Below are 24,192 nucleotides of genomic sequence, written 5' to 3' on the forward strand. Positions count from 1 at the left end.
GGACTTTGATCAACCTGGGCTGGCTTATCAAGGGGCGGCCTCTTCGAAGTCGGGTGCGGCAAAAAGATCAACGTCCAGATCGGCCGGAAGTTTCGACTGCACAGCTGGCTTGGAAAGGAACCTGCGCGGATTGGGGTGGTGAGCGTTGATATAGCTCAAAACGATGTAGAGCGCGGCGGGGCTATAGAAGCGCGTCTTGGGGTTGAACATCATGTTCTGAAGCGGCTGGCGCACGCTCTCGAACGGGTGCTGAATCAGCGATATCGCCGCGTCGTGCTGGACCGCCGCGCAGATTTCGACGCCGTAGCGGTGGCTGTGCGCATTGTTGTTGTCGGGCGTGTTCTGGATGATCTCGCAGAGCACCCACGGTCCCCATTCCGGGTGATCGTAGACATAGGCCTCGACGGCGATCGGGTCCTCGTCCTGGTGGGCTTCCAGATAGTCGCAGGCCGGGCATTTGATCCGGCCGATCGCCGCATTGCCGGCGCGCCACTCGCCAAGGGTCTCGGAGATCGTCGCGTACTTCAGCCGCACGTGGCGATTCTTGTGGCCGGGCGTCGACCAGCTGGCCTCGTCGTAGTTGTCGGTGTGCCGAACCATCACGCCCTCGCTGTCACGATAATCTGGCCCCCGGCGCCTGGGCCGACGACGTAGACGCCATGGGTCGCATCATACGCCGCCCCGGCGCCGCCGCCACCCGGCGTGGTGCCCCCTTCGCCATTGACCGTCTGGTCGCCGCCGCCGAGGCCCGCGCCGCCGCCGTCCCAGCTGTTGGTCAGGCCGCCGGCGCGGCCGTTGGTTCCAGAGCCCCCCGAGCCGCCAGTGCCGCCCGCGCCCTGCGAGAGCCCCGCGCCGGACGTGCCGCTGTGCGCCGACATGGCCGAGAACGGGCCGGTCGCCGACACCGTGCTGGCGGTGCCGATGGTGTTGCTGACGTTGTAGGTGAGGGTGGTCACCCCCGGCGTCACCGCGACGGACGTGACCGTCCGGTTCTCCCCGCCGCCGCCGCCGACGTAGGTGACCGATCCGCCCTTGCCGCCGCTGCTGGTGACCGCCCCGTGGCCGCCTGGGCCGGTCAGCGAGATATCGACGTGGCCGTAGGTCCCTGCCGGCAAGGTCACGGTCTTGGAGCCGGGCGAGGAGTCGGCGACGACGATGTCCCCAGGCCCCGGCGCGGTGGCGTTGAGCACGCCCACGGTCACCGGCGAGCCGACGCACAGGGTGATCGAGCCCGCCACGCCGTTGACGACGTCGCGATAGGCCACGTCATAGGTGGTGTTGGTGGTGACGCTGGTGATCTCCTTGCGGACCACCGTGGTCGGCGAGTTGCCCGCGCTCGACCAGTTGGCGGTCCCGGTCACCCGGTAGAGGAATTCCACCGCCGAGGCGTTGGGGTTGTCGTTGACGCCGGTGATGACGATCGCCGGGATGGACTGACCGGCGGCGTTGAACTGGGTGCCCACGGCCGTCCAGGTCGAGGTTCCGGTCGAGCCGACAGGGAAGGGGATCACGGGGTAGGCGGCGCACTGGCTGATGTCCTGCACGCCGTTGGCCCAGTGGTTGAACGACTGGAATTTCACCATCACCACCTGCCCGATCTGGGCCGGGATGTAGGGGAACTGAAACAGCGATCCGTCGCAGCGCACGGCCAGCGCGCCGGCGGTGTGCGCCTCGATCGGAGTGTTGAGCGCCCCGCGGCGCAGATAGGTCTCCAGTTCGTACTGGTAGGGCAGGCTGAGCAGGGTGGCGACCTCGAAGCCGATCAGTTCGTCATCGAGCATGATCAGGGTCGAGAAGGCGTCGGCCGCAGCCTGCGAGGTCGTGGTGAGGTCGGCGCTCGACTGGGTCAGGTCGAGGTAGGCGTCATTGACCGTGTCGGGGTCGGAACCGGACGCCAGATCGGCGGTGAGGAAGCCGAACCTGGACGGCGCGGTGATGGTGCCGATTTGGCTGTAGTTGCTGCCGTCGACGCTGACCCAGACGTTGCAGCCGCCCCAGGCCGTCAGGTCCGCGCCGGCGACGGCCGCCGCCACCTGGACGTTGCCCTGGTAGAGCGCGCTGGGCGGGTTGAACAGGAAGGGGACCGCCGGGTTGGTGATGGTCGCGCAATACTGCGTCGCCACTGGCCCAGGCTGAAGCTGAGCGCCGAAGACGTAGACCGACTCGGTGCCGGCCGCGCTGTAGTTCTGGTTGCCGCTGCTGTTGCAAACGAAGGTGAAGCCGCCGCAGTTGGTGTGGCCGGTGGGCAGCACCCCGCTGATCGAGCAGCGATACCAGCCCGTGGGCAGTCCCTCGGAGTCGATCTCGCCGACCGGGTCGCTCGCCCCGCCAGACGCCGTTGCCGTGGCCGCCGTCCCGGCGTTGAGGTCGAACTGACAGGTAACGCCGGTCCCGCCGGAGACGCCGAAGGCCAGATTGACGAGGTGGGACGTGCCCGCCTTCAGATAGCGGCTGAAGGTGTAGGGCGTGCCCGTGGCGCCGTCGAGGCAGGTGGCGTTGATCTGGTCGTTGTGAGAGGCCCCAGAGCCGCCAGTGGCCGCTGCCGTCAGGGTCTGGGCCGTGGACCCGCCGAACGGGTCTGACGTGCCGCTGGCGGTCACCCCTGCGTGGGTCTTAGTCCAGGTGGCGGTCGTTGCGTCGTTCGACTGGATGATCAGGTTCGACTCGACCCAGCCTGAGTCGAGCCCGCGGTTGGTCGCGAAGCCGCCGTTGTCCTGGCTGTTGTACTCGGGCGCATGGCTGATGCCCGGCAGCACGTCCTCGGCCGTGATCTGGCGGCCACCGTCCTCGTCGTCGTCGATCTGGTTGATCCGCACCAGATAGCCGTTCAGGCCAAGGCCGGGATCGGTCAGCGAGACGATGTCGCCGCACTCCAGCAGCATGTAATTCCACGGCAGCGTGAAGGTGAAGGTGTTGCGCACGTAGAGCTGGCGCTGGAGCCACAGCTGCGCGGCGTTCTGGGCGCATGTCGGGTCGCACATCACGTGGACCGTGTCGGGGTCCTTCTTTCGGCGTCCGAACTGGTCGATATTCGCCATGTCCTGGGCCGTGGCGATGTTCGAATTGTAGCTGTTGGTCCGGTCGTAATACTCCATCTGAACGATGTTGAAGGCCTGCGACTGGTCGTTCCGGTCGATCTTCACCGGGTCGGCGTCGTGGCCCTCCTGCCACGACCCGTCGTCGAGCGCGTAGACCGGGGTCAGGTTCGGCGTGTAGGTGGCGCCGTTGGCGGTGACCGTGGTGTCGCCGTAGGGGCAGAACTTCAGCAGCCCCTCGGACCAGTAGACCATGGTGTTCGTCGCCATAAACAGCTCGGTCAGGAAGTCGTTGGCCGTGCGGGCTTGGTCGAGCACAGGGCTGACGAGCAGGTTGGCCGCCAGACAGTAGGACGAGTAGGTGGCCAGCGTGCCGGTGTCGATCGCGCCGCTGGGCCACGACGGCAGCCCATATTTGGTGTTGGTGAAGAAGTCCGTGACCACGGCGGACGGATTGGCGTCCGGCAGATGCAGGCTGGCCTGGAGGGTGAAGCTGGACTGGATTTCGAAGCTGTGATTCGGCGTGCCCGCCGTCGAGTCGAGCACGTAGTGGGTCGCGTAGCAGTAGGCGATGCCGCTGTAGCCGATGGCCTGATCGGGATACTTCGAGGTGACCACCGACCAGACGGCCTGCCCCAGGTTGCCGTCCATGAAGCTCAGCCCGGCCTGGGCCGTCGCGCTCTTGTTGGACTTCGAGGCGAACTTCTGCCCGATCAGGTAGCTGCCGGCGTAGCCCGGCGCCGCGAGCGCGGGCGGGCTGGCGTAGACCTTGGCGTCGACCCAGATGGTGGGGATATCGACGATGGGGCCTTCGCAGATGCCGAGGATCACGTCGGCCTTGTAGTTGTAGCCGATGGTCGGGCCGTTTCCGCCCTTGCCGCCGCCCTTGCCCGCCGTCTGGGCGATGGCCACGAAGTCGTTGTACCAGAGCAGGTTGGCCTTGGTCCGAAACGTGCCCCAGCCGATCGGGATCACCAGCCCCGAGGCGCTGGTCTGAACCTGGATGCCGGCGTAGCGGGTCGGCGCCTTGCCGGCGCTAGAGCCGCCCATAGCTCGCCGCCCAGCAGCTGAAGTAGCGGCGCTCACGGCCCTTCAGATCGCTGTGGCGATCCATGTCCCCCTCCACCACCCCGCCCTCGGGCCGATAGGCGTGCACGATGCGTGATCCGCCGACCATGATGCCGCAATGGCTGTAGGCGCGTCCATAGCGGAACAGGACGATGTCGCCGAGGGTTGCGTCTGCGCCGTCGATCTCGGCCGCCAGCTTCATGTCGTTCATGAAGGACGCGAACCGCTCGCCGGTCTGGTGCAGGTGCCAGTCGATCGGATAGTGGCCGGTGTCGACCTTCTCGATCAGGCCGATGTTGTGGAAGACGCCGATCAGCAGGTGGGCGCAGTCGACGCCGACGCCCTTGACGCAGGCGCGGTGGTGGTAGGGCGTGCCGATCCAGGCGTGGGCCTCCTGGACGGCGCGCTCGCGGTCGACGCTGAAGGCGGTCACAGCGGGCTCCCGACGATCGACGGCGGGATGAACGGCTGACCCCGGAAGTTGATCAGGTTGCTGAAGCGATTGGCGCAGGTGGTCTTGGTCTGATCGCAGCCGGCGAAGGCGTAGAAGGTGTCGCCCGCGACGGGAACCTCGGCCATCGGCAGGGCGATCTGGAAGGCGCCGCTGGTGTGCGAGAACTTCTTGACCGCCCGGCTCGTCCCGGCGTTAGCCCCGGTCAGCCAGACGATCTTGCCCTGGGTGTAGTAGTCGTCGGCGGCGGTCAGGTTGGAGTTGAAGCCGTTGACCGACAGGCCGCCTGATCCGACCGTGCCGGTGGCGCGAAACGCGTTGAGGTTGACCGTGCAGTTGGCGTCGCCGACCGTGTTCAGGCAGGGCGACTGGTAGAAGTCGGGGCCCATGTTGACGTCGCACAGCACAGTCCAGGACGAACCGCGCACCGTCGCCTCGGAGCGGCCCATTTCCCTGATCTCGGTGATCCGGCCCGCGAAGTCGATCACCAGCCCGGTCGGCTCGTCTCCCCAGGCCGCGATCACCGCCCGATACATGACGATGCTGGCCGCATCGAACCCGCCGCCGGCGATGAAGGGCAGCAGCGGTACGCCGTTGATCAGGTCCGCCGGCGTGGCCATGATGTCGAGATCGAGGGTGGTGGCCTCCAGGCCGGTCTTGTGGCTGATCTTGCCGCGGTCGATGGCCGGGCCCATGCCCCAGGTCAGCGGTGAGCCCCAGCTGACGCCCTGAAAGGTGATGGGCACGTCCGCGCCGCTCCAGCGCACCACGCCGCCACCGTTGAGGGTGATGGTGTAGAGGTCCGCCATCTCGAAGTCGACGCCGCTGTCGAGCAGGGCCTTTGTCGCGCCCGCGCCGGCCGCCAGACTGTCGATGGGGGTGCGCATCAGTTGGGCTTGAAGCTGGCGAAGGGGATCGACCCGGACCATAGCCCAGGCTGAATCTGTTTGATAGGCAGCCGGTCAGCGGTGAAGGCGCACAGCATGAAGTAGCTGCCCGACCACGTCAGCGCCGCGCCCATGGTCGGCGCGCTCATGAAGGTCACCACGCCGAGGTCCCCCACCGTGTAGAGCGACGGCGAGATCAGCGTCCCGTCGCCGTACAGGCTGACCCCGAAAGGCGCGTAGATGGGCTCGGTCCAGGTGTTGATCGACCGGCTCAGCTGGTAGCTCGTCTCGACGCCGTCGGCGGTGGCGATGAATTCAGCCTGCACCGCGTTGAAGTTGGAGTCGTAGTACAGGAACGCGCCCTGCTGGCCCTGACAGGTGTTGAAGCACTCGAACAGGCCCGCGACCTCGTCGTTGTTCAGCCGGTGGCGTAGAACCTCAAGGTCGATCTTATAGTCCCAGATCGGGATGCTGTAATACTGGGTCGCCCGGCGGCGCCCTGACGCCGAGGTCTTGACCTTGGTGTTCCATACCGGGGTCATTTCGACGCCATCGACCTTCTGGCCAGGGAAGATCGGCAGCACCGGATAGGCCTGCACCTGATTGGCGGCCGCGATCTCGGCCGGCGTCGCCAGCCTCACGTCCGCCCGGTGGAAGTTGATGGTGTCGCTGTTGACCGGTCCCGAGGTGCGCAGCCCGAACTGAAGCTGGCCCAAGGCGCTGAGCGGGTTCTGGACCTGAACCACCGTGCGGTAGGCGTAGGTGTCGCCCACGGTTCCGGCGCCCTGGATCACCCCGCCCGCGTCTGGATCGGTGGCGAACAGCACGCTGAGCGACTCGGTGCTGGTCGAGCCGTCCGCCTCGTAGCAGTTCATGGTGATGAAGGCGTCGTCGATCGCGCCAGCGACCAGGGTGAAATGCGCCTCCAGCACGTACCAGCCGGGAAGGGGGGAGATCGGGAAGTCGACCAAGCAGCGCTGGTAGATCGCATGGGCCGATCCCGAGCCCACCGTGGGGCCTGCCAGCTGGACCGCGCAGGGGCCGTCCAGCCCAGGCACGCGAACGGCCGTGCCGCCCTTGCTGAACCATCCGACGGGCTCGCCTGGGCTGGCCGGGTAGATGTCGAAGGTCGGGTTGGCGTTAAGCGCCGAGACCGCGCTGAGGTTGGACCAGTAGAAGGGCAGGTAGGGGTTCAGCGTCATGGATCACCCCGTCGCGCCGTTGAGCATGCCCGCGCCCGCGCCGTTGCGGTGGCGGTCGATGAACTCGTCGACCATGACCTGACCGGCGGGCCCGCGCAAGAAGCGCTGGAAGCTGCGCGCGTCCATGGCATGGACGTTCCAGGTGTGATGGCTGCCGGCGTTGTCGGTGGGTCCGTTGCCGCCCTGGACCATGTTGCGCCAGGAGTCGGCCGCCCAGGCGGGCAGCACCGTCTCGTCCTTGTGCAGGATGGCGCCGGTGGTCTGCGGGACGCGCCACATGCCGCCCTCGGACGAAGGGATCGAGATCGCCATCACCTCGGCCATCATCGCCGCCCCAAAGGCGGGCGCCGCCATGAAGGTCAGCGGGTTGGCGGCCGCGGACGCGGTGGCGTTGGCGTCGGCGACGGCCGCAGCGCCGGCCACCTGGGCGCGGCTGTTCATGAAGGCGGCGATCTTCGCCTCGGCGAAGGCCATGATCTGGGTGGTGACCCACTTCTCGACCGCCTGGATCAGCATCTGCCGGATCGTGCCCACTACCCCCATCAGCGCCTGCTGGAAGGTCTTGGCGTGGGTGATCATGCCGTCGACGCCTGTCCCGAACGCATTGACGATCTGCGCGGTCGCGCTGCGCCACTCGCCCACGACCCGGTCGATGTTGGCGCGGGTTTCGTCGGCCTTGGCGTTCTCGAAGGTCGTCTGCGCCGCCGCTGCGGCGATCTGGTAGGCCTGCTGCAACGCCAGCAGCTGGGCGTAGACCGCCTTGCGCTCCTTGGTTTCGCTCTGGCCGGCGGCGTCCATCGCCGCCAGTTCCTTGCGCAGCCCGGCCTCTTTCAGGGCCTCTTCCTGGGCCGCGAACTGCCGTTCGGTATCGAAGTCCATTTGCAGCTGTTGCAGCTTCATCTGGTGAATCCGCGCGCCGCTCGCGCCGACCATGGCGATCCTGTCGTCGAGGATGCGCTTCTGCTCTTCCTCGCCAAGTTTGGCGATCTGCTGCTGGCCCTTCAGGGCCTCGACCGCGCGGCTGGTGGCCTCTTCGATACCCTTGACGGTCTCGGCGACCATCTGGGTGTTGTGCTCTTGCAGCGCCTTCGCCTGCTCGGCCAGGGCGGCGCGATATTGCTTCGTGTCCTTGCCGTACCACGTGGCCACGTCGTCGACGTAGCGCTGCCACCCGGCCAGCGACTGCGCCCAGTTGTTCTTCGAGGCGGCGATGTCCGCCTTGTCGCCCGCCAGCTGTTCGGCCGCGGCGTCGGCCTCCATGCGCTTGCGATCTTCCATGATCTTGCGCTGGATTTCCAGGTACTGGGCCGAGCCGGCTTTCGCCGACGCCAGCTTGGTCTGCCAGAAATCGGCCTCGTAGGACGACATATCGGCGAGCCAGCCGACCGTCTTGCCCCGCATGGCATCCTCGGCGTCCGACAGCTGCTCCTGCCACTCCTGCATCTTCGAGGCTTGACCCTTGGCGCCAGCCCCCGCGCCAGTGTCGGCCTTGGGGCCGCCCAGGGAGTCGACGCCGCCAGCGGCCGCCTTGGCGCTCTTCTCCGCGTCGGCGAACTTGTTGAGTGAGTCGCTGGCGTCCTGGATGTGTCGGGCGACGCTGATCCAGCCGTAGGAAATCTCGACCTGATCGGCCAGCATCTGGACCTTGTCGCCGTCCAGCTTGGCGCGCAGCCACTCGCCCGCCTCGTAGGCGGTCTTCATCGACTGGACGATGACGAGCCCCGCGTCGTAGAAGCCGACGCCAAGCATCGCGGCCAGGGTGATCAGCACCTGGGAGACCACCGCCAGATCGTCCATCCCCTTCTTCGCCTGACCACCGGCGTTGTAGGATTTGACGAAGTTGGCCGCCAACTCGTTGAGGCCCCTGACGAGGGTCGTCAGCGGCGGCGCGAAGACCTCGGCCATGATGTTGCCGACGCCGATCATGGCAACCTTGTTTTCGTTCATCTGCCGGGCGAGCGCGGTGGTCGCGTCAAGCGCGTGCTGATTCTCCACGCCGTAGCGCACGATCGCGCCGTTGACGTTGTCCAACTCTTCCTTGGTCATGTGGAAGACGCCGGCGCTGGTCAGCATGCCGCGGCCCAGCAGGGCCATCGAGACGGCGGTATCGTTGCTGTGGGTGGCGACCCCATGGATCGTCGCCATCAGCAGGTTCATCGGGTCGCGGACTTCGGTAGTGCTGACCCCTATGGCGTGGAAGTCCTGCGCCAGCATCTTGTTGCCGCGCTGGGCCTGATCGTAGGCCCGATCCAGCCGCATGACGCTGTGGCCAAGCGCCTCGACGGACGTGCCCCCCATGGTCGCCATGACCTGAAGGTGCTGCATCTGCGTGCCGGTGAGGCCCAGCGCCTGCCCCAGGTGGACGAGTCGCTCGCCGGACTCGCCCATCTTCTGGGCCCAGTCCATCACCTCCCTGACCGCGAACGCCGCCAGCAGGGCGTTGCCGAAGCCGATCACCGCCTCGCGCGCCTCGCGCATGGCCACGGCCGTCTTTTGGACCTGGAGGACGGTGTCCTTCGCGGCGCTCACGGCCTTGGCCATCGAGGCCTCGGCCGCCGTGGCCATCATCTTGAATTCGTCGCTGAGGGTCTTGGTGTGGACGACGACCTGATCGAGCGCGGCGTTGGTGTCGGTCGCCGCGGCCTGGACGCCGGTCGCGTCGCCGCTGATCTCGACGCCGATGCCGCCGATCACTGAGTCAACCATCACCGCGCCCCGTTAATCGCCGCCACCAGCGCCGCCATGTCGTCAGGCGTCGAGCCCACCTGCTCGGGTTCCGGCTTCGTCATCCCCAGGTAGAGCGCGACGGACATATAGACCGGCGGCCCATGCCTGATCCAATGATCACGCAAAGCGCGGTAACGGTCCAGCCCGTACTCGCGCTCGACCTGATCCCACGACCCGCCGCTCATGCCGGCGGCGACCAGTTCGGTGACCATTTCCTTGAAGGTGTCGACGTAGCTCTTTCGCGACGCCGGGGCCTTGCGCTTTAGGAGGGAATAGAGCCCGCCGGTTCTGGCGCCGGTTCCTCCGTCGTCGCCGTCGCCGGGGGGAACATTCCGGCCTCCCGCTGGATTTCTGAGATCAGCGGCAGGATGGCGTTCATTTCGGCCTGGGTGGCGTTGGCCGCGAGGTCGTCCAGGCTGATCGGCGGATCGCGATCACACAGCCCGGCCCAGATGATGCCCAGCTGGTTGCGCTGGGATTCGAGGACCTGGGTGAACACCGCCCCTTCGCCGTCGATGGTGGTCTTGGCGATGGCGTCCATGAACGGCGCCGCAAGCCGCAGGTGCTTGAATCGGTAGGGGGGGAGATCGTACTCGATCCCCCCCAGCGTCACTTTCAGCGTCATGGCGACTAGCTCGGGGAGGCCCCGGTCCCGTACAGCGCGACCACATTGCCCGCGCCGTCATCCTGGGCCTCGAAGTCGAACGAGGTCAAGAGCCAGTCGTCCTGTTTGAACGGCATGCCCAGCTTGCTCGTCTGGCAGGCGAACAGGGTGATCCCCGAGGGGATGCCGTCGTAGCTGTTGAACAGATCGGCGCGGAAGATTTGCCGCTTGGACCCGATCACCGGGTTGCCGCTCTTCATCGTGAAGCCGCCGCTGGTGGTGTAGGTGTAGCTGATCTGCACCGCGTCGCTGGCGTTGGCGGAATTGAAGCTGTAGACGCCGCTGGAGTAGGAATAGACGCCGCTGGCTGGCGATCCGGCCGAGCCGAGGAAGCCGCTCTGGGTCACGTCGTAGACGCCAAGGTCGTTGACCTCGGTGGCGCTATGGGTCGCGGTGACCGTGTAGGCGGACGAGGCGGGGACCGTGTGGGCCTCCATCGTGCCGGCCGCCGTCGAGCCGCCGCTCATCGTGCCGCCGAAGTAGAGGTCGTTGACCACGTGCGGATCGAACCGGCCGATGTCGGCCTTCGCCGTAATCTTGGCTTTGCCGGAACCCTGCTCGATCGCGTACTGCTGATTTCCCCACAGACCCTTGAGGTCCTGGCTGAAATCGACGGTGACGTTCTGGAGACAGGCGAACAGCCGAGGGCTGCCGCCGACGGTCGTGCCCCAGAGGTAGCCCGCCCCAAAGACGGATTGTTGGCCGCTCATGCGTGTCCCCCGACTGAGCTAGAGGGTTTTCAGCCCTCGGATTGGAGCATCGCCGCCAGCGACGGCAGGGCGTACTGAAGCGCGTTCCAGGCCTCAGTGTGACGCGAGATCGGGCCGCCTGCAATATCGCTGTGGAGCCAGCGGTGCAGGATCGCCTCGACCTTCGAATTGTCGGGGTTGATCATCGCCGGGGGGCCGGGCCAATTCGCCGCCGGCGCGGGCGCCGCAGCGGTCTCAGGGGCGCTCGGAGCGGTCGGCTGGACGGTTGAAGCCGCTGAGGGCGAATCGCCGCCCACGGGCTTGTCTGGGGCTGGCGCGGGCTTGGTCGGCGGGTTGGGGCCTTCGGGATTTTCCATGGTGCTCTCCTACGGCCGCAGGACCGTGATCGGGATCGAGACTAACCCCTCCCCGGTGTCGTCGCCAGAGTCCTTGAAGATCGAGCCGTTGATGAAGGCGTGGGCCACCGCGCCGCCCAGGTCCTGGGTCTGGCGCATGCCCACCGGCTTGAACGCCGCCTCGATGGCGTCGATCATGTCGTTGAGGTCCGCCGCGCCGATCACGTCGACGTCCTGGGTGTCGGTCTTGGTCCAGATGATCCAGCGGTATTGCAGCCGCACGATCGACTCCAGGTTGGTGCGCTGCTCGACCGATTCCTCGGGCTCGATCTGGATCAGCACCGGCCGGTCGGCCAGGGCGAACTGGCCGACGCCCTTGAACTTGCGGGTGGGCGGCGTAGCCCAGGTCGAGCCCGAGCCCCACGTGATGCCCGATCCGAACGCCAGCAGCGCGTCGGCAACCTGATTGCGGGTGATGGTCATGCGGCCTTCCCCTGCGCGCCGCGCAGCGCCGCGGCCTTCAGCGCCCTGATGATCCGATCTTCCTGGTCGTGCAAGCCGGTGCGCATGAAGGACCGCATCGGCATGCGCATGTGCCGGTCGTGGGCCGACACCGTCACCTCGAACGGCTCGACCTCCTTGCCGAACACCATGGTCTGCATCCGCTGGAAGGTGCGCACGTGCTCGATGCCGTCGAAGCCGAACTCATGGATCGCGGCGTACTTCACATCGCCGGCGCTGAAGACCCGGCCGGTCGAGGTCATCCCGTCGACGCGGAAGGCCGACTGGATCGAGCGGCGCAGGTTGCCGGTGCGCACGTTCAGCACCTGCCCGGTCAGCTTGTCGGCGACGATGTGCTTTTGCAGGTCCAGCGTCTGGCGCCAGACCTCCGTGGCGACCTCTTCGAACACCCGGTTCGGCATGGCCGCGATGGCCGCCCGCAGCACCGCGTCGCCGATCAGGGTGACGTTCAGACGCATCAGGCCACGCTCCGATCGCCGATGTGCGACGGAAACCAGCCCCAGCTGCTGTCGTCGGTCTCGCCGGGCCGGTATTTGATCGCCGGTGATTCGGCCAGCCGCAGCAGCGCCTCGCTCTCGATGCTCATGACCTTGGCGATGGTGGGCGGGTCTGCCACGGCCACCGGCGCACGCAGCATTTCGTCGGCTAGATGGATCACCCAGGCGTAGGCCATGCGCCCGCGTGGATAGCCCGGACGCTCTTCCTGCTGTCCCCAGCCGTCGCAGATCACCAGCATCCCGTTCATGCGGTCGGCCCACCAGACGCTGTGACGGCCGCAGGCGCAGAACCTCGGCCGACGCGCCTCGGCCACCGGGGCGCGCAGGTCGCCGCACTGTTGGCAAAACAGCAGCCTCACGCCGGGGTGGTCCTTCTGTAGGCCGCCAGCATCATCTTAATGGTGTCGTTCATGTCCTTCTGGCTGAACGAGACGGTGGTGCCGCTCTGCATCTGGTGGCTGACCTCGCCGATCCGGGTGGTGGCCTTGTAGCGCTCGCCGACCAGTTCGATGCAGGCCTGGGCGACGTCCTCGGGGCAGTAGCTGTAGTTGCCGAGCAGCTGCGCGTTCGCGTCGGCCGCGGCGAAGGTGTAGACGCCGTCGACCACGGCGTACTCACCGACGGTCGGCGTCCCGGTGACCTTCGTCAGCGCCGCGCCGCCCTTGTAGGAGACGCCCTGGTCGTCCAGCCAGCTGAAGATGGTCGCCACCGTGTAGGGGCCGCTGCCGGGCACGACCCAGGCCTCGCCGCTGATCAGATAGCCGGTGTGGTAGCTGATCTTGATGTTCGAGCGCCCGCGCGGGAAGCAGTATTGCGACAGCACCAGTCGGTCCTGGGCGGACGTGTCGTCGGGGACGATGTAGCCCTGGCTGGGCGGCGAGCCGGTCGACTCGTTGGCGGACGTCCAGATGGTGCCGTTGCCGAAGTCGATGCTGACGATGTCGATCACCGGCGATTCGCGCAGGACCACGAAGTTCAGCCCGTTGCCGTCGACGATGGTCTCGACGAGGCTGTAGGCGAACGGGACGCTGCGGGCGCAGTAGCGCATGACGGCGGCCGACGCGGCGCGAATCAGCCGCTGGAGCAGCGGATAGGCGTTAGCGCTGGGCGTGGCGCCGAGCCACCCCACCACCGCGTCGAGCGTGACAAGGTCCCCCGGCGCCATCATGGCCCTAAGCCGCCCGCTGGCGCTGCTCGACCTCGTCCAGGGCGATCTTGCGCAGGGTGTGCGGCAGGGCCTTCTCGTTGAACACCACGTCCGACGCCTTCAGCAGCGCCTTGAGCGAGGCCATGTCCATCGACGGGATCAGCGTCGCGTCGACGGTATCGAGGGTGGCGACCTCGGCCGTGCGCGGGCCGTCACCGACGCGCGGATCGTCGATGATGATCTGGGGGGCGGTCTGTCCGGGATAGGCCTTCTCAAGGTCGATCACCGGCTGCTGGCTCTGCGGTGCTTGGCTGTGTTCGGCCAAGGCCGCCCTCACCGCCTCCATGACGGCCGCCTGAAACTCGGGGCTGTCGGTGTTGACCACCGGCCGCATGGCCGGCGCCGACTGCTCGGAGCGCACACGGCCCTTGCGGGCCTCGTTCCAGGCCAGCGCCGCGGCCTCCATGCCCGCCCGGCCGTCGGAACGGTCCCAGGTGACGCCGCGCTCGACCAGGGCCTGCTCCAGGCCGCTGCGGCCCAGTTCCTCGACGTCGATCGGGCCAAAGGCGGTCGGCGGTGGCAGCTGCTCGATCTCGCCGATCACCTGGAAGTGGTGCTGATTGACCAGCACTTCCATGTGGTGCTGGTTGGTCACCTCGATGGTGTAGATGCCGTTCTCGCCCATCTCGGGCCAGTAGTAGGACCCCTCGATCACGGCCTCGCCGGTTCCGTTATCCGGGGCCTGAAGGTACCATTTCTTGCGCGACATCGTCGTCTCCTGGTTGGCGGGCTGACGTGGTTCGGGGGCCGCGCCCTGCCATAGCTACGCGACCCCCAGCCCCGCCCCCGAAAGAGTGGCGCGGCTTGCGCCAGCGCCACCCCCTCAACCTTTACCCGTTGCCGATGCCCGTCAAGACGGCAATCGCCGGCGGGAAATACAGCTGGAGCACTTCGTCGGCGTAGACGCCGTACTCGTACTTCCGGCTGCGCCACGGCCACTCGATCGAGTAGTAGTCCTGCCGGGTCTTGATCTGGTAGATGTTCGGCGTGTCCGGCATGGGATACGGCAGGGTCTTCTGGGTGAACAGCACCGTCCCCGGACTGATGTAGGGGTGCTGGCGAATCTGAACTTCGGTCGCGCCGTTGAGGCCGTACTCGTTCAGATAGGTCGCCACCGCCAGACCACCGGCGATCATGCCCTGCTTGGCGTCGATGTTGAACCGGATCGCGCCGTTGGCGTTGCCGGCCATCACCTTCGTTCGGATGTTCTTCGCTTCCTGGCTGCTGATCCAGCACACTTCCGGGTTCAGCCGGTAGGTGTCCCACTGGCTCTTCAGCAGGGTGTCGAACTGGGTGATGCCGCCCACGCCGTCGCCGGTGAGGGTCGCGCCGCCCAGGTCGCTCCAGTAGGAGCCGCTGCCCGACTTCAGGGCCAGGGTGATCAGCCCGTCGTAGGCCAGACCGTCGGTCGAATAGTCGGTCGACGCCAGGGTCGAGGCCAGCTGGGTGCCGGTCGCCGTGGTGGTCAAGGTCGCGGTCGGGGTGTAGGTGATCGCCCCGAGCAGTTCGGCGCCCGCCGTTCCCCAGAACCACGCATAGCCGGCCGCGCCGCGCACCGCCGTCACCGAGGCGGTGATCGACTGGGTGGCCGTGCCGCCGGTCAGGGTGATGGTCTGGTTGGTCGACTTCTGCGCCACGCCACCGCTGATGGTGTCGGTCGAGCCGTCGGCGTTGGTGCGCACGTAGACCTGTTGCAGGCCGGCGGCGACGGTGTTGCGGAAGACGCCATCGGCGGTCAGGGCGACGCAGATCACCGAGACGGTGCTGTTGGAGTAGGCGCCGCCGGTGCCCGACTGGGTCATCGACGGCGTGGGCGTGGTGCCCAGCGCCAGCGAGGTGTTGCCCGCCAGCATCATCCGCTCTTCGGCCAGCATCAGCGAGTGCAGACCCGCTTGCTGCGCCCGCATGCGGACGTCGTCGAAGCCTTCGCCGGCGTACTGGGCTTCGAACGAGGCCGAGGACTCGAAGCCGATGCCCTTGTAGCTGGCGTTGTAGTTGGTGACGGTCGTCTGGATCGTCCCGCCGCGGTTACCCTCGGAGACCCCGGCGTTGAGGTTCTGAGTGTTGATCGCGGTGATCGCGCGCCAGTTGGCCTGGATGCCGCCCTTGCCAGACACGCGCGGCGTCTCGTTGCGCAGCGGCGTCAGCACCGGATAGAACAGCTTGGAGGGCGCCTCCAGGTCGTAGGCCGTCAGCCCGGTCGTGGCAGAGCCCGACTGGGTGTAGGTCGTCTTCATCATGTTAGGAATCTCGTCCATCGACTTCACGGCCGACAGGGATTCGTACAGCGAGACGAGGGTCGCGTTGGGATCGGCGCCGAGGTTGGCGCGGTCGATCCGGCCGCCCAGCACCTGAAGCGCCTTGGACAGGGTGTCGTTCATCGAGATTGCCCCCAGCGAGGCCGATCGAACGACCCCGCGACTGATGTGCGGTGGTGGGTTCGATCCGCCGTCCCCGGCTGACCTGGGGGTGTGCGCCGCGTCCCCGCTGGCGCTCCCGATGCGCCGCAGGATCAGCAAAGTGAGGGGTTATGTCAACGGTCGGTAGTCGCTGCCCGTGAACACCAGCTTGCGCATGTCTTCCAGGTGAAGCTCGACGCGCCTTATCTCGCCGCGGGCGTCCTGGTGTCCTGACGCGACGATCCCCAGCTTGGCGGCCTCGTCGACGATCGCCTGCATCAGGTCGCGCAGCTGGTCATCGCCCACGTTCGACACCAGCGTCGGCGGCGCCGGACCCCAATCGCCCTCGTTCTCCAGCTTGTGGAAGACCAGTTCGACCTCATAGGCGACCGATCCGACCCTGCCGCCCTCGACCCGCGCTGGCTCCGTGCGCACGAGGTGGAAGACCTGCCGACGCGACGTCAGCGGCTCGACGAAGGCCGTCCAGCGGCCAGAGGTGCTTCCTAGCGGTGTCATGTAGCTTCCTTTTCTTCGCCCCTGATCCTGGCGCACACGGCCATCAGCCAGATCAGCTCGCAGCCGGTCGGCGCGCGGTGGCCCTTGGCCGAGTTGCAGCGCCGGTGCATCGCCACCTTATCCCAGCGGCCCATCGGATCGCCGCCGGCCAGCGTCCGGTAGACCGACGTCGGCGGGACGTAGAACCGCTTGCGCAGCTTGCGGATGCGCGGCGAGCGGCGAAAGTCGCGGGTGGTCTCGGCGCACTTCGGAAAGACGTGGTCGATCGAGGGGCCGAAGCCGTTGTTGCGGCCACACCTCGGCGTCATGATCTTGCCGCAGCCCGCGCAGCGGCCGCGCTGGAGGTGGAACAGGCGGGCGGTCAGCTCGGCCTTCGCGGTGCCCCAGGTCTCGGGGTCGTCGACGTCGAGGATGGTCCAGGCGGCGGTGACCGGGCCGCCCTTCCTCAGCTTTTGGTAGGCCATCGGTACGCCTCGGGGACATCCATCGGCGGACCCATCAGGCCAGCCGCCATCGCGCGCCAGTAGCCGGCCTCCTGGTCGAACGCTCGCGCCCAATCCACAAGCCCAGGGCACATGCCGCCTGACATGGCCGCGATCTCGAATAGATCGTCGCGGGTGCGCGCGGCTTCGTCGGCCATCTCGCGAAAGAGCGCGATCCGGGCGAACGTCCGCTGATCTTCCAGCAGCGCCAGCGCCAATTCCTTGTTCATGATTCGGTCCTGGTGAGGGAACTATGTCCTGGTGATCTGAAGACTGGGAAGCCGGCGCGACCCCTGCTCATGCTGGCAGCCGCGCCGACCCCCACAATCCACTTTCGAAGAAGCCCGTTGCCGAGCCAACCGTGACGCTATGCCTAAAAACGGCTCAGGTGAAGTGGCCGATCAGACCGCCGGCGACGAAGCCCATCAGCACCGACAGGCGCGGGTGGGCGACGATGAACTTGGCCGAGAAGCCGGCGAATTGCACGACGGTCCCGTCGACCTTCGTCACGACGACGGCGAGCGGATTGGAGACCTTGGGGCTGGGTGTGGTGGTGGACATGGGTGACGCTCCCTGGTTGAGAGCGCGACCTTGGCCCCGCGCGGGCGTCCTGGCAAGAGGCAGGACCTCGGTACGTTTGGCTCGGCCAGACCAGTTCGCGCGGACCCGATCTATAGCTCTGCCAACGGCGGGAAAACCACGGCCCACGAAATGTATCCCGCTTTGTCCGCATACCCAGACCGACCGCAGCGCTACGGATTCGGTCCCTCTTTGCGGAGTGGGCGCGTCCTACCAGATCGTGCCCAAAAGAAAACCCCCCGCTGCTTGGCCAGCGGGGGTCCTATCGCCAGTGCCAGGGGTCGGCAAACCCCAGCGCCGATCTTAGCTCTGGCCGCTCAATCGTCCAACCGCGCTCTGCGGATCGGAGAAGGATGCGGCGAACGCCAGCTTTTGAAGCCCCTCAAGGCCAATGCGTTTCATGGCCCCGACGACCAGCTCATCGTCGCTCTGAGACCGGCCGCCCAAGCCGGCGTTCGGCGCCTCGTCGGCCTTGCCGATGATGTGCAGCGTCGGCATGGGCGCGGGCTCGGCGAGCAGCTTGGCGATCTGCGCGTCCTGGTCGGCGAAGCGCTTCTCGAAGCTGGCGGTGATCTCGGCGATCCCCTCCAGCGCCGCCTTCTGGATCGCGTCGCGCTCTTCGGTCAGCTTGGCCAGCGCCGCCGGCGCTGACTTGTCGGCCTCGTCGCAGTTGTCCGAATCGCAGGTCGCGCCCAGGTCCTGGGCATGGTCATGGATCGCCTGGATCGTCGCCTTGTCGGTCGAGTTGTTGCGCGCCCCGACCTTCGCCAGCAGCGCGGTGTCGGCCTTCGTCAGGTCGGTGGCCTTCGCCGCGAGCGCCATCAGATCGGGCGGGGCGCCCTCCATCAGGGTGATCGCCGCGGTGGCGCCGCTGGCCGATAGCGCCGCCATCAGCTCGCCCGACTCCTCGCTGATCATTTCGACCAGCAGGGTGCGCGCGGCGTTGAAGGCGTCGTTGGCCATCTGGGGAAGCTTCGAGCCGTCGTCGTGCTCGGCGTTCTCTTCCCAGCAGACCTCGGTCATGATGTCGGCCAGGGACGACAGCGCGTAGGCGACCGAGCTGACGGTCCAGAAGCCCTTGGCCAGCCTGACGTCGAGCAGCGCCTTCAGGAAGGCTGGGCCGTCAGGCCCACCGAACGCCGCCATCTTCTCGGCCGACGGCGGGCCGCCCGAGTCGATCTTGTCCTTCCACGCCGAGACGATCGCCGCCTTCACCTTGTCGAGGTCGCCGTCGCTGTACTGCGAGGCGTTCTTCGACTGGTTGATGTAGCTCCAGGCGGCGCGGATATGCGCCGGCGTGTCGACCGGATAGCGCGGCTTTTTGTCGCTCTGGAGGCCTGGGTCGGCGTACTTCACGTCGCCATAGTCGCCGCTCGGCTTGTCGTCCGACTTCTTGGCCTTGGCCAGGGCCGCCGCGACCGCCTCGGCGATGGCCGAGGTCGGGCTGGTGACCTTCTTCAGCGCGTCGATGTGCGCCAGGGCGTCGGCCTTCTTGGCGTGCACCGAATTGTCGGCGCGCACCTGGAACACCTGATCGACGCCCCAGTCCTGGTCGGCCGGGTCGGGCTTCCAGGCCTTCGCCACGCCCTCGATGGCCTTCGCCGAGGTCAGCGCCCGCACCTGGGGCAGCAGGGCCGCCACGGCGCTTCCCACGCCCGTCTCGGTCAGGTTGGGGAAGGCGCCCTTGACGAAGTCGGCGATGACGCTCTTGCGCCCGCGCTTGCGCTTCTTCGGGGCCGCCTCGCTGGTGTCGCCGCTGGACTGGTCGTCGCCCGCCGCGTCGTCATCATCGTCGTCGACCTCGTCCTCGGCCTCGTCGATGGCGTCCTGGGTGTCGGCGCTCTGCGCTTCCGGCTCGGCGCCGGCGGCCGAATCATCCTCGTCGCCGCCGTTCTCGTCCTCGTCTTCCTCGTCGGTCTCGCCGGACCGCTTGGCGAGCAGCGAGTCGCGGGCCTTCTCCAGCAGGTCGGGCAGGCTGGCGTCGGGAAACTTGGCCTTGATGGCCAAGGTTTCCGCCTCGATCTCGGCGTTGGAGGGGACGTAAAGCTTGAACAGCACCTGCTCGGTCATGCCGCCCGCCTTGACCATCTGAAAATGGGCGGTCGGGATGCAGGGGTTGTCGACAAGGCTGATCTCGCTGGGTTCGGCGGTGTAGCGCTTCACGCCGGGCTCGTTGGGATCATCCCACTTCTTGACGTAGCGGCCGCCGATCGAGACCCCGGTGTAGACCCCCTCAAGCACCTTGTTCCAGGCGTCGTCGTCGACCACCTTGATCACGGTCGAGACGGTCTTGCCGCTGTCGCTGAAGTCGATCGGCTGGTCGAGCCGGCCAGCCGCGCTCTTGCCGTGCATTTCGCGCACGTTGCCGTAGCTGATCTGGGTGCCGGCGGCTTTCGTCGCGGCCGACTGCTGGTTGGACCAGTTCTCGAACAGCGGCTTGCTGGTGGCGTAGTCGAACTTCTCGTTGGTCTTGTCGGTCGCTTCCGAAGCGGCCTCGGCGTAGACCAGCCGCTGGACCTCGTCGACCTTCGTCAGCGGCAGGAAGATGCGAGCCGTTTTCATCGTTGGCGCCCCCGTTCAACGGCCAATGTATGACACCAGCTAAGGCTAGGCCGCAAGTTGCCGCTTCAGCTTGGCTTCCGCCAGCACGCCGGTCGTGCTGAAGGTGATGTTCGAGGCGGTCACGTTGTTGACCACCATGTCCAGCTGCCCGGCCACCGAAGCATCGACGTTGCCATAGGCCATTAGGCCCGGCGCGAGCGTTCCGCGCACCTCGACGTCGACCCAGTCGGGGACCTGGAAGCCGCCGTCAGGGGCGAGCGTCCCGGCGACGGTCAGACACTGGGCGCCGACGATGCCGCCGATGTTGGTGGTCTGGCTGGCCCCGGCGTTGATGGTCCCCGCGGCGATCAGGAAGCTGGGGCTGTAGTAGGGCCCAAACTCGATGACCGGGTTCGGGAGATAGGACGGGCTGGTCATGTTGACCGTCCCCTCCAGGTTTTCCCAGACCGTGAAGGCCCCATGGGTGTCGGCGGTCGGCGAGACGTCCGCGCCAGGGTTGCGGAAGGTGATGGTGGTGTTTCCGCCGGAGTCGACGCGCGACAGGATCGGCACGCCGCTGACGCTGAAGCTCCCGTTGGCCGAGCTGTAATAGCGCATGTACTGGTAGGGCGTGACACTGGACGGCAGCAGCCCAGTGAAAACAATCGTCGCGATGCCGGTGGCGCTGACCCGAGCGACGGTGTTCACCACCTGGAGGCACGGGACGATGACGAAGCCGGTCAGGCCGGTGTTTTGCAGCCCATAGTTGGCGAAGGTGGTCGCGCCCGAAAGCGTGATCGCGGTCGACGACTTGGTCATGGTGACGGTCGAGCCGGCGGCCGAGACGACGATCGACACGACGCCGGAAATGTTCTGCGCCCCGATGATGCCGAAGGTGGCCAAGTGCGCGTTCAGGTAGGTCGCAAGGTTGGCGCCGGTGGCCGTGGCAGACCCGCCGATGTTGATCTGGCTGCCGCTGGCGCCGCTGGCGACCAGGGTGATCGTGACCCCGTTGATGGTGACGGTGTCGTTCGGGGTGCCCACGCCGCCGAAGGTGATGGTGCCGCTGGAGTTGGCGGTCGGGCAGCCGATGCCACCGTTGACGTTGATGTAGTTGATGGCGAAGCTGAACGACTTGGGGCCGAGCACGTTGCGGACGACCGGCGTCTGGGTGCCCAGCGCTCCGGTCCCGGCGGTGAATTCGGCCGGGTAGGTGCCCGACAGACGGATCGTCTGGCCCTGGGTCAGGAAGTGCGGGAACTGGGTGTGGCAGACCACCACGCAGGTCGTGCCGCCGACGTAGACCACCTCGTAGGCGATGACGGTGATGTCCCGGCTGGGCGATCCGCAGTTGCTCTGGCTGAGGATTTCCTTGATCGCCACCTGCCCGTTCCAGGCGGACGACGCGGCGACGACGCGGTGACCGCCGGACCTGACCGAGCCGGTCGAGCCGATGATGCGGTTGCAGATGCGCTGGACCCGGCGGATCGTCAGCTGGTCGCCCTGGCCCGCGTTGCGGATCGTCGCGAATGCGCCGGTCAGGTTGGACCGGTAGAGGTGCATGTAGTCGGCGGTCGAGGCGGTCACCGCCGGGCTGGCGCCGGGGATGGTCGAGGGCATGGCGGTGTTGCCGGTCGCGCCGCCCGTCAGGCCGCTGAGGGTGATGGCGGTCGACGACTTGGCGACGGCGATCTGGCCGTTGGAGCCGCCGACCGAGGCGGTGATGGTCAGCACCGCGCCAACCAGGGTGGCGGCGGCGTTGAAGGTCGCCGGGTTGGCGTTGATCACCGCCTGGACGTTGGCGGCCGTCAGCGCGGCGGTGCCGGCGATGTTGGCTTGGAAGCCGGTCGCGCCCGAGTTGACCAGGGTGATCGCCTGACCGTTGATCGTCAGGGTGTCGTTGGCCGTGCCCACGCCCCCGAAGGTCGCGACGCCGGCCGAGTAGAAGGTCGTCGACAGGGTCGGGGCGCCGCTCATGATCGCTGACCAGCCCGAGGTGTTGGAGCCCTGGCCGATATACCCGCCGGTGCAGCCGACACCGGTGCAGACAAAGCTGGCGTTGGTGTTGGCGTCGGTCGCGCCCGCCAGGGTGTAGGTCTCGGTGGGCAGGATACCCAGGCCGCCGGCGGCCGCCGCCAGCCCGTAGGTGGTCTCACCGACGTCAGGCGTCACCAGCAGCACGCCGGTCGCGGCGGTGTAGGTGATCGAGCCGCCGCCGGCGGTGTTGGTCCCACCGTTGCTGAAGACGTTGCTGCCCGCGCCTGGGCAGATCGGAAAGCCGCCGGTGGTGTAGTAGTCGCGCGTCTGGTTGCCGATGGTCGGCGAGCCGAGCGACCAGACCACATCGCCGAGGTAGGTGGTCTCGTCGATGCAGCGAATCCCCTCCTGGTTCCAGCCGATCAGGTCGAACGCCGGGCTGTCGGTGAGGTCGAGAGGGCTTTCGAGGACGTTGGTGTGTTCGGTGTTCAGCTGGAGCCCGACGCCCTGGTCGGCGCCCTTGATGGTGATCAGGTTGTGGGCGCGCTGAAGCCCGGTGGCGGATGCGTAGACGTTCGCCGTGACGTTGCCGGTGCCCAGGCCGAAGGACAGCACGTTGCGGTCCCAGTTGTTGATCAGGTCGAGCCGCGCCATGTCGCAGGAGAAGGCGCCCTGGCTGAGGGTGTCGATCCCGCGCGCCCAGCCCTCGCAGCGGATCGCCCGCATGCTGGCAAACGACGCGTTGGCCGACACCAGGATGCCGGTGGCGGCGGTGGAGGTGGTGACCCCGTTGGTGTCCAGTTCGGGGTAGTAGGCGGCCGGGCGGATGGTGAAGCCGCCCCAATCCTTCCACTGGCCCTGGACCTGATAGGCGCCCTGGTTGAGGGTCAGCGTCGCGCCAGAGAGCGTGGTGGCTGACGAAGACTCGGCGAGCGTCACCGACTGGCCCGCGTTCCCCGGCGCCGTGGCCGTCAGGGTCACCACGTTGGTCGTGGCGAAGGCGGTGCAGCCGACGCCGGCGCCATAGGCGTTGACGATGGCGACGAGGTTGGCGGCGCTGGCCTGGGCATTGGCGCCGATGGTGATCTGGCTCGCCGAGCCCGAGGCGGCTTTCCAGGTGAACACCACCCCGTTGATGGTGATGGTGTCGTTGACCGAGGGGTTGACGGTGGTCGAGAAGGTCACCTGTCCGTTGGCGACGCCGAAGTAGTAGACGCCGCCCGAAATGGTCATCGGCATGGCGCCCATGATCACCGTGTGGAACGGGCCCATGCCCACGAGGCCGCAGCCTAGCTGCGAGGCGGCGGTGATGTCGCCGCCGAACCACGTCTGGCTGGTCATGTAGATGCCGAAGCGCAGCTGGATCAGCGCCCGGAAGTGCTCGGCCATCTGCTGGGCGGCGACATAGGCCGGATAGTTGTCGGTGCCGAACGCGCCGTAGCAGAGCGCGCCGCTCATGGCGTTCGACGACGCCGCGGCCATCTCGACGTCGAAGGCGTCGGTGATGGTGGCGAGGGTCGTGACCAGGGGCACGCCGGCGGGACCGGCGCCGTTGACCATCACCACCATGCCGGCCTTGGCGTTGGCGAAGGGACCGCCGCTGTTGTTCACGCGCAGGGTGTTGGGCGTGTGCGGCGCCGGGCTCGATCCGCTGGTGATGTAGGTCGAGCCGAAGTTGAAGGCGACGCCGTCGTTCTTGCCGCCGAACCACTCCAGATAGACGTGGCCGGTGGCGTCGGGCTGGAATTCGAAGTAGGCCCCGCTGGCGTCCTGGAAATAGCCGGGATGCACCGGTTGGGTGGCGCTGCGGATGGCCAGAATCATCGGGCCGTCGCCAGCCTTGTTGAGGCCTGCGATCAGGATCGACTGGATCGGCGCGGCGACGATCTGGGTTTTCAGCGCGGCGACGCTGGACGCCATCGCCGAGCCGGTGTCGCGGGCCAAGGCCATCACGGCCAAGCCCAGCGCTTCAGGGTCCTTCAGGATCACTGGCTGATCCTCGTGTTGATCGTGCCCGCCGAGGCGGTGCAGTTCAGCCGGTAGGTCACGCCGGTCTCAAACTCGACCCATTGCTCGGCGAAGGCGTTGGTCCAGACCTTGATCTGGATGCCCACGCCGGCGGTGATCGGCTGCCAGCCGATGGCGGCGTTGACGTACTTCTCAAGCTGGATCGAGCCGAACACGCCAGCACCGGCGATGTTGAACGGGATGCCGGGGATCGGCGTGAAGGTGTTGGTGCTGGCGCGGACGCCCACGAAGCTCTCTTCGAGCGGCGCAAGGCCGCTGGCGGCCAATCCCACGTCGAAGACCGGGTCGGCGGGCTGTTGAGCACCGCTCGGACCCTGGAAGTATGGCCGCGCCACCATGTTCGAGAGCCCCCGCCTGAAACCGGG

23 protein-coding genes are annotated in these 24,192 nt (G+C 67.2%); all 23 read right to left on the reverse strand.

The genetic code is table 11. The annotated features are described in order from the left end of the window. Positions 1-27: 27 nt before the first annotated feature. The 23 genes from AC11WY_RS10350 to AC11WY_RS10460 all read right to left on the reverse strand — a co-directional run bounded on the left by AC11WY_RS10350 (position 28) and on the right by AC11WY_RS10460 (position 24,165). A complete protein-coding gene (locus AC11WY_RS10350) occupies positions 28-600 on the reverse strand; it encodes a hypothetical protein (protein ID WP_482925090.1) in 573 nt (190 codons plus the stop codon). After that, positions 600-4,085 (reverse strand): phage tail protein, encoded by a 3,486-nt coding sequence (locus tag AC11WY_RS10355; RefSeq protein WP_482925092.1) that lies wholly within the window; start codon positions 4,083-4,085, stop codon positions 600-602. Before AC11WY_RS10355 ends, AC11WY_RS10350 begins: the two co-directional genes overlap by 1 nt. Then, positions 4,072-4,536, reverse strand: a complete 465-nt coding sequence (locus tag AC11WY_RS10360) for an NlpC/P60 family protein (RefSeq protein WP_482925094.1) — start codon at positions 4,534-4,536, stop codon at positions 4,072-4,074. Before AC11WY_RS10360 ends, AC11WY_RS10355 begins: the two co-directional genes overlap by 14 nt. Continuing rightward, positions 4,533-5,441 (reverse strand): DUF2163 domain-containing protein, encoded by a 909-nt coding sequence (locus AC11WY_RS10365; protein WP_482925096.1) that lies wholly within the window; start codon positions 5,439-5,441, stop codon positions 4,533-4,535. Before AC11WY_RS10365 ends, AC11WY_RS10360 begins: the two co-directional genes overlap by 4 nt. Beyond that, the gene (locus AC11WY_RS10370) at positions 5,441-6,643 is read right to left on the reverse strand and encodes a DUF2460 domain-containing protein (protein WP_482925098.1); all 1,203 of its coding nucleotides are present in this window, start codon (positions 6,641-6,643) and stop codon (positions 5,441-5,443) included. The genes AC11WY_RS10365 and AC11WY_RS10370 overlap by 1 nt, the downstream gene beginning before the upstream one ends. 3 nt (positions 6,644-6,646) lie before the next feature. Continuing rightward, positions 6,647-9,349: a hypothetical protein gene (locus tag AC11WY_RS10375; RefSeq protein WP_482925100.1), complete on the reverse strand. Its 2,703-nt coding sequence runs from the start codon at positions 9,347-9,349 to the stop codon at positions 6,647-6,649. Continuing rightward, entirely contained in the window at positions 9,349-9,582 is a 234-nt protein-coding gene (locus AC11WY_RS10380) for a hypothetical protein (RefSeq protein ID WP_482925102.1), read from the reverse strand. Before AC11WY_RS10380 ends, AC11WY_RS10375 begins: the two co-directional genes overlap by 1 nt. Before the next feature lie 50 nt (positions 9,583-9,632). Then, positions 9,633-9,995 carry a hypothetical protein gene (locus AC11WY_RS10385; RefSeq protein WP_482925104.1) on the reverse strand — a complete coding sequence of 121 codons (363 nt, stop codon included), beginning with the start codon at positions 9,993-9,995 and terminating at the stop codon, positions 9,633-9,635. A gap of 5 nt (positions 9,996-10,000) precedes the next feature. Next, positions 10,001-10,744, reverse strand: coding sequence for a hypothetical protein (locus AC11WY_RS10390; protein WP_482925106.1), 744 nt, complete (start codon positions 10,742-10,744; stop codon positions 10,001-10,003). A 29-nt stretch (positions 10,745-10,773) separates the two neighbouring features. Further along, positions 10,774-11,100 (reverse strand): hypothetical protein, encoded by a 327-nt coding sequence (locus tag AC11WY_RS10395; protein WP_482925108.1) that lies wholly within the window; start codon positions 11,098-11,100, stop codon positions 10,774-10,776. A 9-nt stretch (positions 11,101-11,109) separates the two neighbouring features. Beyond that, entirely contained in the window at positions 11,110-11,562 is a 453-nt protein-coding gene (locus AC11WY_RS10400) for a hypothetical protein (protein WP_482925110.1), read from the reverse strand. After that, positions 11,559-12,059 (reverse strand): hypothetical protein, encoded by a 501-nt coding sequence (locus tag AC11WY_RS10405; protein ID WP_482925112.1) that lies wholly within the window; start codon positions 12,057-12,059, stop codon positions 11,559-11,561. The genes AC11WY_RS10400 and AC11WY_RS10405 overlap by 4 nt, the downstream gene beginning before the upstream one ends. After that, entirely contained in the window at positions 12,059-12,457 is a 399-nt protein-coding gene (locus AC11WY_RS10410; RefSeq protein ID WP_482925114.1) for a hypothetical protein, read from the reverse strand. The genes AC11WY_RS10405 and AC11WY_RS10410 overlap by 1 nt, the downstream gene beginning before the upstream one ends. Then, on the reverse strand, positions 12,454-13,146 hold the full coding sequence (locus AC11WY_RS10415; protein ID WP_482925116.1) for a hypothetical protein: 693 nt from the start codon (positions 13,144-13,146) through the stop codon (positions 12,454-12,456). Before AC11WY_RS10415 ends, AC11WY_RS10410 begins: the two co-directional genes overlap by 4 nt. A 124-nt stretch (positions 13,147-13,270) precedes the next feature. After that, positions 13,271-14,014, reverse strand: a complete 744-nt coding sequence (locus tag AC11WY_RS10420; protein ID WP_482925117.1) for a hypothetical protein — start codon at positions 14,012-14,014, stop codon at positions 13,271-13,273. A 121-nt stretch (positions 14,015-14,135) separates the two neighbouring features. Then, the gene (locus AC11WY_RS10425) at positions 14,136-15,686 is read right to left on the reverse strand and encodes a hypothetical protein (protein ID WP_482925119.1); all 1,551 of its coding nucleotides are present in this window, start codon (positions 15,684-15,686) and stop codon (positions 14,136-14,138) included. A 147-nt stretch (positions 15,687-15,833) separates the two neighbouring features. Beyond that, positions 15,834-16,220, reverse strand: coding sequence for a hypothetical protein (locus AC11WY_RS10430; protein WP_482925121.1), 387 nt, complete (start codon positions 16,218-16,220; stop codon positions 15,834-15,836). Next, positions 16,217-16,684 (reverse strand): hypothetical protein, encoded by a 468-nt coding sequence (locus tag AC11WY_RS10435; RefSeq protein ID WP_482925123.1) that lies wholly within the window; start codon positions 16,682-16,684, stop codon positions 16,217-16,219. The genes AC11WY_RS10430 and AC11WY_RS10435 overlap by 4 nt, the downstream gene beginning before the upstream one ends. Beyond that, the gene (locus AC11WY_RS10440; RefSeq protein WP_482925125.1) at positions 16,666-16,932 is read right to left on the reverse strand and encodes a hypothetical protein; all 267 of its coding nucleotides are present in this window, start codon (positions 16,930-16,932) and stop codon (positions 16,666-16,668) included. The genes AC11WY_RS10435 and AC11WY_RS10440 overlap by 19 nt, the downstream gene beginning before the upstream one ends. A 154-nt stretch (positions 16,933-17,086) precedes the next feature. Beyond that, positions 17,087-17,263, reverse strand: coding sequence for a hypothetical protein (locus tag AC11WY_RS10445; protein WP_482925127.1), 177 nt, complete (start codon positions 17,261-17,263; stop codon positions 17,087-17,089). 321 nt (positions 17,264-17,584) lie between these two features. Beyond that, positions 17,585-19,843, reverse strand: a complete 2,259-nt coding sequence (locus AC11WY_RS10450; RefSeq protein WP_482925129.1) for a DUF6582 domain-containing protein — start codon at positions 19,841-19,843, stop codon at positions 17,585-17,587. A 45-nt stretch (positions 19,844-19,888) separates the two neighbouring features. Beyond that, complete coding sequence (locus AC11WY_RS10455) at positions 19,889-23,788, reverse strand: beta strand repeat-containing protein (RefSeq protein ID WP_482925131.1); 3,900 nt, start codon at positions 23,786-23,788, stop codon at positions 19,889-19,891. Next, entirely contained in the window at positions 23,785-24,165 is a 381-nt protein-coding gene (locus AC11WY_RS10460) for a hypothetical protein (RefSeq protein WP_482925133.1), read from the reverse strand. The genes AC11WY_RS10455 and AC11WY_RS10460 overlap by 4 nt, the downstream gene beginning before the upstream one ends. Positions 24,166-24,192 lie beyond the last annotated feature (27 nt).

It is taken from the genome of Solirhodobacter sp., from assembly GCF_964715405.1.

Coding starts and splice junctions, on each gene's coding strand:
- AC11WY_RS10400 (WP_482925110.1), bottom strand. CDS start 11,562: ATGACCATCACCCGCAATCAGGTTGCCGACGCGCTGCTGGCGTTCGGA.
- AC11WY_RS10435 (WP_482925123.1), bottom strand. CDS start 16,684: ATGGCCTACCAAAAGCTGAGGAAGGGCGGCCCGGTCACCGCCGCCTGG.
- AC11WY_RS10375 (WP_482925100.1), bottom strand. CDS start 9,349: ATGGTTGACTCAGTGATCGGCGGCATCGGCGTCGAGATCAGCGGCGAC.
- AC11WY_RS10430 (WP_482925121.1), bottom strand. CDS start 16,220: ATGACACCGCTAGGAAGCACCTCTGGCCGCTGGACGGCCTTCGTCGAG.
- AC11WY_RS10445 (WP_482925127.1), bottom strand. CDS start 17,263: ATGTCCACCACCACACCCAGCCCCAAGGTCTCCAATCCGCTCGCCGTC.
- AC11WY_RS10395 (WP_482925108.1), bottom strand. CDS start 11,100: ATGGAAAATCCCGAAGGCCCCAACCCGCCGACCAAGCCCGCGCCAGCC.
- AC11WY_RS10380 (WP_482925102.1), bottom strand. CDS start 9,582: ATGGTCACCGAACTGGTCGCCGCCGGCATGAGCGGCGGGTCGTGGGAT.
- AC11WY_RS10390 (WP_482925106.1), bottom strand. CDS start 10,744: ATGAGCGGCCAACAATCCGTCTTTGGGGCGGGCTACCTCTGGGGCACG.
- AC11WY_RS10425 (WP_482925119.1), bottom strand. CDS start 15,686: ATGAACGACACCCTGTCCAAGGCGCTTCAGGTGCTGGGCGGCCGGATC.
- AC11WY_RS10385 (WP_482925104.1), bottom strand. CDS start 9,995: ATGACGCTGAAAGTGACGCTGGGGGGGATCGAGTACGATCTCCCCCCC.
- AC11WY_RS10370 (WP_482925098.1), bottom strand. CDS start 6,643: ATGACGCTGAACCCCTACCTGCCCTTCTACTGGTCCAACCTCAGCGCG.
- AC11WY_RS10405 (WP_482925112.1), bottom strand. CDS start 12,059: ATGCGTCTGAACGTCACCCTGATCGGCGACGCGGTGCTGCGGGCGGCC.
- AC11WY_RS10420 (WP_482925117.1), bottom strand. CDS start 14,014: ATGTCGCGCAAGAAATGGTACCTTCAGGCCCCGGATAACGGAACCGGC.
- AC11WY_RS10450 (WP_482925129.1), bottom strand. CDS start 19,843: ATGAAAACGGCTCGCATCTTCCTGCCGCTGACGAAGGTCGACGAGGTC.
- AC11WY_RS10365 (WP_482925096.1), bottom strand. CDS start 5,441: ATGCGCACCCCCATCGACAGTCTGGCGGCCGGCGCGGGCGCGACAAAG.
- AC11WY_RS10355 (WP_482925092.1), bottom strand. CDS start 4,085: ATGGGCGGCTCTAGCGCCGGCAAGGCGCCGACCCGCTACGCCGGCATC.
- AC11WY_RS10440 (WP_482925125.1), bottom strand. CDS start 16,932: ATGAACAAGGAATTGGCGCTGGCGCTGCTGGAAGATCAGCGGACGTTC.
- AC11WY_RS10415 (WP_482925116.1), bottom strand. CDS start 13,146: ATGCGCTACTGCGCCCGCAGCGTCCCGTTCGCCTACAGCCTCGTCGAG.
- AC11WY_RS10460 (WP_482925133.1), bottom strand. CDS start 24,165: ATGGTGGCGCGGCCATACTTCCAGGGTCCGAGCGGTGCTCAACAGCCC.
- AC11WY_RS10350 (WP_482925090.1), bottom strand. CDS start 600: ATGGTTCGGCACACCGACAACTACGACGAGGCCAGCTGGTCGACGCCC.